This is a genomic window from Xanthobacter agilis, from assembly GCF_021730435.1.
Classification (GTDB): domain Bacteria; phylum Pseudomonadota; class Alphaproteobacteria; order Rhizobiales; family Xanthobacteraceae; genus Xanthobacter; species Xanthobacter agilis.
On the sequence record NZ_JABWGX010000038.1, the window covers coordinates 24980 to 33617 of the forward strand.

The following is an 8638-nucleotide window of genomic DNA, read 5'->3' on the forward strand; positions in this document are numbered from 1 at the left end:
CGGGGCGTTGAACCGGCCGCGTGGTGGTTTGCTTCAGGATCGCTGCGGGAGCGAGCGTCGTTCGGTTGCCCTGTGGGCGCTTTTGCTGGCCTTCAACGGCACCGTTTGCGCCGGCGCCGTCTACCCTCGCCTCTCTTCCACGCCGACCGCGCGGCCGGGCCACCGCGGCCCGGCCGGGGGCGTCAGCGCAGGCGGGTCCAGGTCTGCGTCTTACAGAGGGGCACGATCACGCAGCCCTTCACCTTGAGGGTGTCAGTGCCGTCCAGGGTGAGGGTGCCGGAATAGGTCTTGCCGTCCTCGGCATTGTAGATGCTGCCCCCGGTCCACGCGTCGGGGCCGCCGGAGAAGCCGGTGAGGATGGTCAAGCCCTTCAGCGCGCGATCGCGCAGCCTGGGGTTGGCATTGTTCACGTCCTTGAGGGCTGGATCTGCCTTCAGCCCCTCGGAGGAGACAAGGCGACCGCACAAATCGGGGCCGCATTTGGTGATTTCCACTTGCCCGCTGCGGGTGGAGGTTTGCCACAGGCCGGTCGGGTCCGCCGCCAGCGCTGGGCCTGCCAAAACAAGCGCCGCCCCGGCAAGGGCGGCGGCAAAGGCCGATTTCATCACGATCCTCCCATGTGTGCCGGCCTCTTCACCGGGCCGGCGCACACATTAAGGCTGAAAGTGACGTATAGGGCAAGATCAGGACGCAAGCAGGAGAGAGGTGGCGGACGCGACATCATCCTGGCGCATCAGGCTCTCGCCCACGAGGATGGAGTGAACGCCCACCCGCGCGAGTTGGGCCACGTCGGCGGCAGTGAAGATCCCGCTCTCGCCGATGATGAGGCGGTCCTGCGGCACCAGCGGTGCAAGGCGCTCACAGGTGGCGAGGGTGGTCTCGAAGGTGCGCAGGTCGCGATTGTTGATGCCGATGAGGCGGCTCGGCAGGGCCAGGGCACGGTCGAGCTCGGCGTCGTCGTGCACCTCGAAGATGGCATCCATGCCGTAAGCGGCGGCGGCATCGGCAAGGTCGCGTGCGAGGGCGTCATCCACCCCGGCCATGATGATGAGGATACAGTCCGCCCCCCAGGCGCGGGCTTCGGCCACCTGATAGGTGTCGTACATGAAATCCTTGCGCAGCACCGGCAGCTTCACCGCCGCCCGCGCCGTCTTCAGATAATCCGGCGCACCCTGGAAGGAGGGGGTGTCCGTGAGCACGGAGAGGCAGGTGGCGCCGCCGCGCTCATAGGCCCGGGCGAGCGCGGGCGGATCGAAGTCGGTGCGGATCAGGCCCTTGGACGGGCTCGCCTTCTTGATCTCGGCGATGAGCGCGGTCTGTCCCTCGGCAATGCGGGTCTTGAGCGCTTGCCCGAACGGACGCACGCGCGGCGCCGCCTTGGCGGCCGCCTCGATCTCGGCCAGGGGATGGGCCCGCTTGGCAGCGGCGATTTCCTCGCGCTTGTAGGCTTCGATGCGGGTGAGGATGTTGGTCATCAGGCGACCTCCGCGGCTGCCGCGGAAATGGCCACGAGCTGCTCCAGCTTGGTTTTGGCGGCGCCGGACTCAAGACTGGCGGTGGCCATCTCCACCCCCTGGCGCAGGTCCTTGGCGCGGCCGGCGACCACCAGGGTGGCGGCGGCATTGAAGAGGGAGACATCGCGATAGGCGTTGCGCGCCCCGTCCAGCACGGCCGTGAGGGCGATGGCATTGACCTTGGCGTCACCGCCCTTCAGGGCCTCGGCGGGGGCACGGGCAAGGCCCACGTCCTCGGGCGTCACCTGGAAGGTGTGGATGCGGCCATCCTCCAGCACCGCAATGTCGGTGGTGCCGGAAATGGTGATCTCGTCCAACCCGTCCGACCCGTGCACCACGAAGGCCCGCTCGGAGCCGAGCGTCTTCAGCACTTCCGCCAGCGGCACGATCCAGGACTTGGCAAATACACCCACCATCTGCCGGGTCACGCCCGCCGGATTGGAGAGCGGGCCGATGAGGTTGAAGATGGTGCGGGTGCCAAGCTCCACGCGGGTGGGACCCACATGCTTCATGGCCGGGTGGTGCGAGGGCGCGAACATGAAGCCGATGCCCGCTTCCGCGATGCAGCGGGAGATGCCGGCGGGAGCAAGATCGATGCGCACGCCGAGTGCGGTCAGCACGTCCGCCGCGCCGGATTTCGAGGACAGCGCCCGATTGCCGTGCTTGGCCACCGGCACGCCCGCGCCCGCCACGATGAAGGAGGCGCAGGTGGAGATGTTGTAGGAGCCGGAAGCATCGCCGCCCGTGCCCACCACGTCCACGGCCCCGGCCGGCGCGGACACCGGCAGCATCTTGGCTCGCATCACGGAGACCGCGCCGGCGATCTCGTCCACGGTCTCCCCGCGCACGCGCAGGCCCATGAGCAGGGCGCCCATCTGCGAGGGGGTGGCCTCGCCGGACATCATCTTGTCGAACACGATCGCGGCTTCGTCGCGGGTGAGGCTGGCGCCGGTGGCGACCTTGCCGAGCAGCGGCTTGAACTCGTCCGTCATGTCTGGTCCTCAGCCTCTGGCTTTGGCCGCGTTGAATGCGGTCGCGATCTCCAGGAAATTGCGCAGGAGCGCGTGGCCGTTCTGCGAGGCGATGCTCTCCGGGTGAAACTGGACGCCGTGGATGGGGCGCGTCTTATGCGCCAGGCCCATGATGAGCCCGTCCGCCGTGTGGGCGGTGATCTCGAGCGTATCCGGCAGGGTGTCGCGCTTCACGATCAGGGAATGGTAGCGCGTGGCCTGGAACGAATGGTTGAGGCCGCGGAACACGCTTTTGCCCTCGTGCAGGATCTCCGAGAGCTTGCCATGCATGGGGGTCGGCGCGCGCACCACCTCGCCGCCGAACACCTGCCCGATGGCCTGATGGCCGAGGCACACGCCGAACAGGGGCACATCCGCCCCCGCCTCGGCAATGAGATCGCAGCAGATGCCGGCCTCGGTGGGCGTGCAGGGGCCGGGCGACAACACGATGGCCTCGGGCTTTTCGGCCAGCACATCGGCGATGGAGACGGCATCGTTGCGGTGGACGGTGACGGTGGCACCGAGCTCGCCCAGGTAGTGCACGAGATTGTAGGTGAAGCTGTCGTAATTATCGATCAGCGTAACGGCGGTCATGATGGCTCCCTGGCGGCTCCAGGCCCGATGGCATCGGGGATTCCCGGCGGGTTAAAGCGGTCCGGGCGGATGGGGTCAAGCGACGGCGGATCAGGATCTCAGCGCGCGTCGCACCATCGAGCGACCACCGGGCCTGCGCCGGTGGCGCGCGGCAGGGGCTGGCAGCAGCAAGGATCAGTCGAGAAAGGCATCACGGTCATGGATCGTCCCGGCGCCTCATGACCGGGCGGCCACGGAGCGATTTACCGGCGGGAGAGTACGACACAGAGCCGGGCGAGGGAAGCGCGCCGTGGCCCCAGGTGCCTGCGCGCGGCCCCTCAGGGCTTGAGCGAGGGCCGGAACAAGAACGGCCGGGCGAGCCCCGGCCGTTCGATTCCCACGCGCGTTCCGCCTCACAGCATGGCGGGTAGAACACGATCCGGCGGGCGGTGGCCATCCATGAAGGTCTTGATGTTCACGATCACCTTCTCGCCCATGTCGATGCGCCCTTCGAGGGTCGCCGAGCCCAGATGCGGCAGCAGCACCACCTTGCCCTGCTTGGCGAGGCGCACCAGCTTCGGGTTTACCGCCGGCTCCTGCTCGAACACGTCGAGGCCCGCGCCCCCGAGCTCGCCGGCTTCCAGCAGGCGGGTGAGGGCGCTTTCGTCGATGACCTCGCCGCGCGCGGTATTGACCACATAGGCATCATTCTTCAGCAGCTTCAGGCGGCGGGCCGAGAGCAGATGATAGGTGGCGGGCGTGTGCGGGCAGTTCACCGAGATGATGTCCATGCGGGCCAGCATCTGGTCCAGGCTGTCCCAATAGGTGGCGTCCAGCATCTCCTCGATGCCGGAGGGCAGCCGGTGGCGGTTGTGATAGTGAATCTGCAGGCCGAACGCCTTGGCGCGGCGCGCCACCGCCTGGCCGATGCGGCCCATGCCGATGATGCCGAGGCGCTTGCCCCAGATCCGCCGGCCGAGCATCCAGGTGGGCGACCAGCCGGGCCACTCGTCCTTCTCGGAAATCATCACCTGGGCGCCCTCGGCCAGACGGCGCGGCACCGCGAGGATGAGCGCCATGGTCATGTCCGCCGTGTCCTCGGTAAGGACGCCGGGCGTGTTGGTGACGGTGATGCCCCGGTTGAGCGCGCTCGCCACGTCGATGTGGTCCACGCCGTTGGAGAAGGAGGCGATAAGACGCAGATTCTCCCCCGCCTGGGACAGCAGAGCGGAATCAATCCGGTCGGTGACTGTCGGAACCAGCACATCGGCGGTCTTCACCGCCTCGATGAGCGCGGCCTGATCCATGGGCGTATCGTCCACGTTCAGGCGGGCGTCGAACAGCTCCCGCATGCGGGTCTCGACTGATTCGGGCAACTTGCGCGTGACGACGACCAGCGGTTTGCGGCGCACCATGGGCACTTCCCATTCCCCATTTCTTAACCGTTCTCGTTCCGTCTATCAGACAGGCGGGGAAACACAAGGCATCCCGCGCCGCACGCGCTTGACGAGGTCGTGGCGCGGGCGCACTGCCTCAGCCCGGAACCCCGAGTGCGAAAGGACCAGCCGATGGCGTCGATGGCGCGAGCTCTTCCCTCAAGAGGCCCCCTGCGGACCCTGTCGGCACTGGCTTTGGCCGCCATGGTGATGATGGGTGTCATCGGGACGGCCGCTGCCGCCGAGGATGGGACATCGGGCCTGCCGGTGCCGCGCTTCGTGTCCCTGAAGGCCGACAAGGTCAATGTGCGCAACGGGCCCAACAAGGACCAGGACGTGGCCTGGGTGTTCTCCCGCGCCGGCCTGCCGGTGGAGGTGACCGCCGAATTCGAGACCTGGCGCCGCATCCGCGACGCCGATGGGGCTGAGGGATGGGTGTACCATTCCATGCTGTCCTTGCGCCGCACCGCTCTGGTGGCGCCGTGGCTGAAGAACGAAACCGTGGTGCTGCGCGCCGAGCCCAACGCCGATGCGAAGGTGGTGGCGCGGCTGGAGCCGGGAGTGCTCGGCACTGTGAAGAAGTGCGACGGCAAATTCTGCCGCCTCTCGGGCGAGGGCTTCGACGGCTATGTGCCGCAGTCGCAGCTGTTCGGCGTCTATCCCGACGAAAAGATCGAATAGGCGCTCCACTGAGGCGAGGGACGCGGGCGGGCGCATCGCGGCAGTCGCGGGCGTAGCGCCGGGCGGGTCCTGAAAACGAAAACGCCGGCTCGCGGGAGCCGGCGTTTCCTTGACGTCTTGGACGATGTCCGCGGGGGCAAGGCCTCAGGCGAGCGCCTTGTGGAGGTTCTCGGAGATCTTGTCGAGGAAGCCGGTGGTGGACAGCCACTTCTGGTCGGCGCCCACCAGCAGGGCGAGATCCTTGGTCATGTAGCCGGACTCGACCGTGTCCACGCACACCTTTTCGAGGGTCTTGGAGAAGGCGGCCAATTCCTCGTTGCCGTCAAGCTTGGCGCGGTGGGCGAGACCACGGGTCCAGGCGAAGATGGAGGCGATGGAGTTGGTGGAGGTCTCCTTGCCCTTCTGGTGCTCGCGATAGTGGCGGGTCACGGTGCCGTGGGCGGCCTCGGCCTCGACCGTCTTGCCATCGGGGGTCATGAGCACGGACGTCATCAGCCCAAGCGAGCCGAAGCCCTGGGCCACGATGTCCGACTGCACGTCGCCGTCATAGTTCTTGCAGGCCCAGACATAGCCGCCCGACCACTTGAGCGCGGAGGCCACCATGTCGTCGATGAGGCGGTGCTCATAGGTGATGCCGCGCTTGGTGAACTCTTCCTTGAACTCGGCGTCGAAGACCTCCTGGAAGATATCCTTGAAGCGGCCGTCATAGGCCTTCAGGATCGTGTTCTTCGTGGAGAGGTAAACCGGATAGTTCCGGATCAGGCCGTAATTGAGCGAGGCGCGGGCGAAATCACGGATGGATTCATCCAGATTGTACATGGCCATGGCCACGCCCGAGCCCGGGTACTTATAGACTTCCTTCTCGATCTTGGTGCCATCCTCACCCACGAAGGAGATGGTGAGGGTGCCCTTGCCCGGCACCTTGAAATCGGTGGCGCGATACTGGTCGCCGAAGGCGTGGCGGCCGACGACGATGGGCTGGGTCCAGCCCGGCACCAAACGCGGCACGTTCTGGCAGATGATGGGCTCGCGGAAGATCACGCCGCCAAGGATGTTGCGGATGGTGCCGTTGGGCGACTTCCACATTTCCTTGAGGTTGAATTCCTTCACCCGCGCTTCGTCGGGGGTGATGGTGGCGCACTTGACGCCCACGCCGTGCTTCTTGATGGCGTTGGCCGAGTCGATGGTCACCTGGTCGTTGGTGGCGTCGCGGTTCTCGACCGAGAGGTCGTAATACTCGAGGTCGATGTCGAGATAGGGGTGGATCAGCTTGTCTTTGATGTACTGCCAGATGATCCGGGTCATCTCGTCGCCGTCGAGTTCGACGACCGGGTTAGCCACCTTGATCTTCGCCATGTGGACGACCTTTCGGGGTGCTCTGCGCGTGGATGAAATTTGTTTCAGAAGTTGCCTCGGGTGCGGGTTTTCAGGTCCTCGTCGCGCGGTGCTGGCGCGCGGTTTGGGCCTGCCTGCCCTTCGGCAATCCTCTCAGCGCGCCGCTATAGCACCGGCATGGCTCCCAGCGAAAGCGCCAAGACCCCCGCCTTTGGCATGAATTGCATGACAATGTGTACAAGCTCGACGCCGGCCGATGGGGTATGAGAGACCGCGCGGAGGAAGATGATGCCAGGTTCTGGTACGGACAGCACAAAACCCTGGATCGCCGGCGGGCCGGCCGTGATCCTGGTTGAGCCCCAGCTTGGGGCGAATATCGGCTCGGCGGCGCGCGCCATGGGCAATTTCGGCCTGTCCCGCCTGCGGATCGTCAATCCGCGCGAAGGCTGGCCTAATGAGAATGCGCGCGTGTTCAGCGCCGGCGCCGATCGGGTCTTGGAGCAGGCGGAGCTTTTTCCCGATCTGCGGGCGGCTCTTGTCGATATCAAATACGCCATCGCGGCCACGGCGCGGGAGCGCGGCATGGCCAAGCCGGTGTTCGGTGCCGACGCCGCGGCGCAGGCGGCGGGCCGGCATCTGGCCGCGGGCGCGGATGTGGCGCTGGTATTCGGCCGCGAGCGCACCGGGCTCTATACGGAAGAGGTGTCGTTGTGCGACGCCATTCTCACCCTGCCGGTGAACCCCGCCTTTGCCTCCCTCAATCTCGCCACCTGCGTGGCGGTGGTCGGCTACGAGTGGTTTAAGGCGGCGAGCGCCGGCGCATTGCCCTTTGCCGCCGCCGATAAGTCGCCGCTGGCCGATAAGCAGGACCTGTTCGCCTTCTTCGACCACCTGGAAGGGGCGCTGGAAGACGCGGGCTTCTTCCGCTCACCGGAGAAGCGGCCCTCCACCACGCGCAACATTCGCAATATTTTCCATCGCCTGGGTCTGACCCGCCAGGATCTTGCGACGCTGCACGGCGCGATCACGTCTCTCGTCGAGGGGCGCGAAGGCCGGGACGCGCGCAAGGCGCAGCATAATGCCGCCGCTGCCGCCCGCCGGGCGAAAAAGGCAGGCGGGGGCACTTCGGACGCGCCAGGGGATACGCCGGGCGAATAGGTGTCTCGCACCCGCCCGATCCACCTTCGACATTCTCCCCGGATCGCTGTCGACCACCCTCCAGGCCACCGGCGACATGGGCTTGGGCGGACTCGAGCGGGCCGCGGCCACGCGCAATCGGGAAACCTTCACCCAAGGCCCGCCTTGATCGGAACGTCGCGCGCCGGGACGCGCTGGACCGCCTGGTACCGGACGGCGCCCCGGACGCTCGTCCGCGCGCCTTACGGGGGCGACTTCAACCTGCGCCCCGTCGAGGGCGGCTTCGGGGCCGACGCCAAGGAGCGGCCGGCATTGGTCCCTTCGGCGTGCTTCACTCCCCGGAAACGTGAACGCCTCATGCGGTACCTGATGTTGCGGCCCACAACCGAGTTCCGTAAGAAGCCCCCATTCGGTGCGCTCAAGTTGCATGGCGACGGCGAGGTGTCACCGGGATTGTCGAGGGGGGAGAGGAATGAGCCGCATCGTCGGGACCGCAGCGGATGACTATCTTACGGGCACTCAGGATGCTGACATCATCAATGGGATAGCCGGCAACGACACCCTCCTCGGCTATGCCGGCAACGACACGCTGAATGGCGGGGCCGGGAATGACTGGCTTGAGGGCCAGGACGGCAACGACGTTGTCAATGGTGACGATGGCGACGACCGTGTCTACGGCGGCCTCGGAGATGATGCACTCAGCGGCGACGATGGCAACGACCGTGTCTACGGCGGCCTCGGCAACGATACGCTTAGCGGCGGCAATGGCGACGACACCCTCTCCAGCGACGGTGGCAAGGATACGCTGGACGGCGGCGCCGACGATGACATCGCGGTGCTGGACTTCAGTGGCGCAACCACGAGTGTGACCTTCACGCTGAATACCGAGGCCGGCTCCACCTCCGTTGTGACCATCGGAGGCGAGGCGGGAACCACGGTGAAGAACATCGAG

The 8638-nt window shown here is 66.5% G+C and carries 9 protein-coding genes; 3 read left to right on the forward strand and 6 right to left on the reverse strand.

Annotated features, from left to right (window positions below; all coding sequences use genetic code 11):
• Positions 1-182: 182 nt before the first annotated feature.
• The 5 genes from HUW53_RS20040 to HUW53_RS20060 all read right to left on the reverse strand — a co-directional run bounded on the left by HUW53_RS20040 (position 183) and on the right by HUW53_RS20060 (position 4512).
• Positions 183-605: a DUF2147 domain-containing protein gene (locus HUW53_RS20040; RefSeq protein ID WP_237347532.1), complete on the reverse strand. Its 423-nt coding sequence runs from the start codon at positions 603-605 to the stop codon at positions 183-185.
• A 78-nt stretch (positions 606-683) separates the two neighbouring features.
• Positions 684-1475, reverse strand: a complete 792-nt coding sequence (gene trpC / locus HUW53_RS20045) for an indole-3-glycerol phosphate synthase TrpC (RefSeq protein WP_237347533.1) — start codon at positions 1473-1475, stop codon at positions 684-686.
• Positions 1475-2506, reverse strand: coding sequence for an anthranilate phosphoribosyltransferase (gene trpD, locus HUW53_RS20050; RefSeq protein WP_237347534.1), 1032 nt, complete (start codon positions 2504-2506; stop codon positions 1475-1477). Before trpD ends, trpC begins: the two co-directional genes overlap by 1 nt.
• A 9-nt stretch (positions 2507-2515) precedes the next feature.
• Complete coding sequence (locus tag HUW53_RS20055; RefSeq protein WP_237347535.1) at positions 2516-3118, reverse strand: anthranilate synthase component II; 603 nt, start codon at positions 3116-3118, stop codon at positions 2516-2518.
• A 392-nt stretch (positions 3119-3510) separates the two neighbouring features.
• Positions 3511-4512 (reverse strand): 2-hydroxyacid dehydrogenase, encoded by a 1002-nt coding sequence (locus HUW53_RS20060; protein WP_237347536.1) that lies wholly within the window; start codon positions 4510-4512, stop codon positions 3511-3513.
• A gap of 162 nt (positions 4513-4674) precedes the next feature.
• Between HUW53_RS20060 and HUW53_RS20065 the strand changes: the two genes are divergently transcribed.
• Entirely contained in the window at positions 4675-5214 is a 540-nt protein-coding gene (locus HUW53_RS20065; RefSeq protein WP_370877865.1) for an SH3 domain-containing protein, read from the forward strand.
• Between the two features lie 144 nt (positions 5215-5358).
• Here HUW53_RS20065 and HUW53_RS20070 read toward each other — a convergent pair whose 3' ends face one another.
• Entirely contained in the window at positions 5359-6570 is a 1212-nt protein-coding gene (locus HUW53_RS20070; RefSeq protein ID WP_237347537.1) for an NADP-dependent isocitrate dehydrogenase, read from the reverse strand.
• 264 nt (positions 6571-6834) lie between these two features.
• Between HUW53_RS20070 and HUW53_RS20075 the strand changes: the two genes are divergently transcribed.
• The gene (locus tag HUW53_RS20075; protein WP_237347538.1) at positions 6835-7707 is read left to right on the forward strand and encodes an RNA methyltransferase; all 873 of its coding nucleotides are present in this window, start codon (positions 6835-6837) and stop codon (positions 7705-7707) included.
• Positions 7708-8158: 451 nt separating this feature from the next.
• The coding region (locus tag HUW53_RS21895) for a calcium-binding protein (RefSeq protein WP_272904343.1) at positions 8159-8638 on the forward strand (480 nt) is incomplete at its 3' end.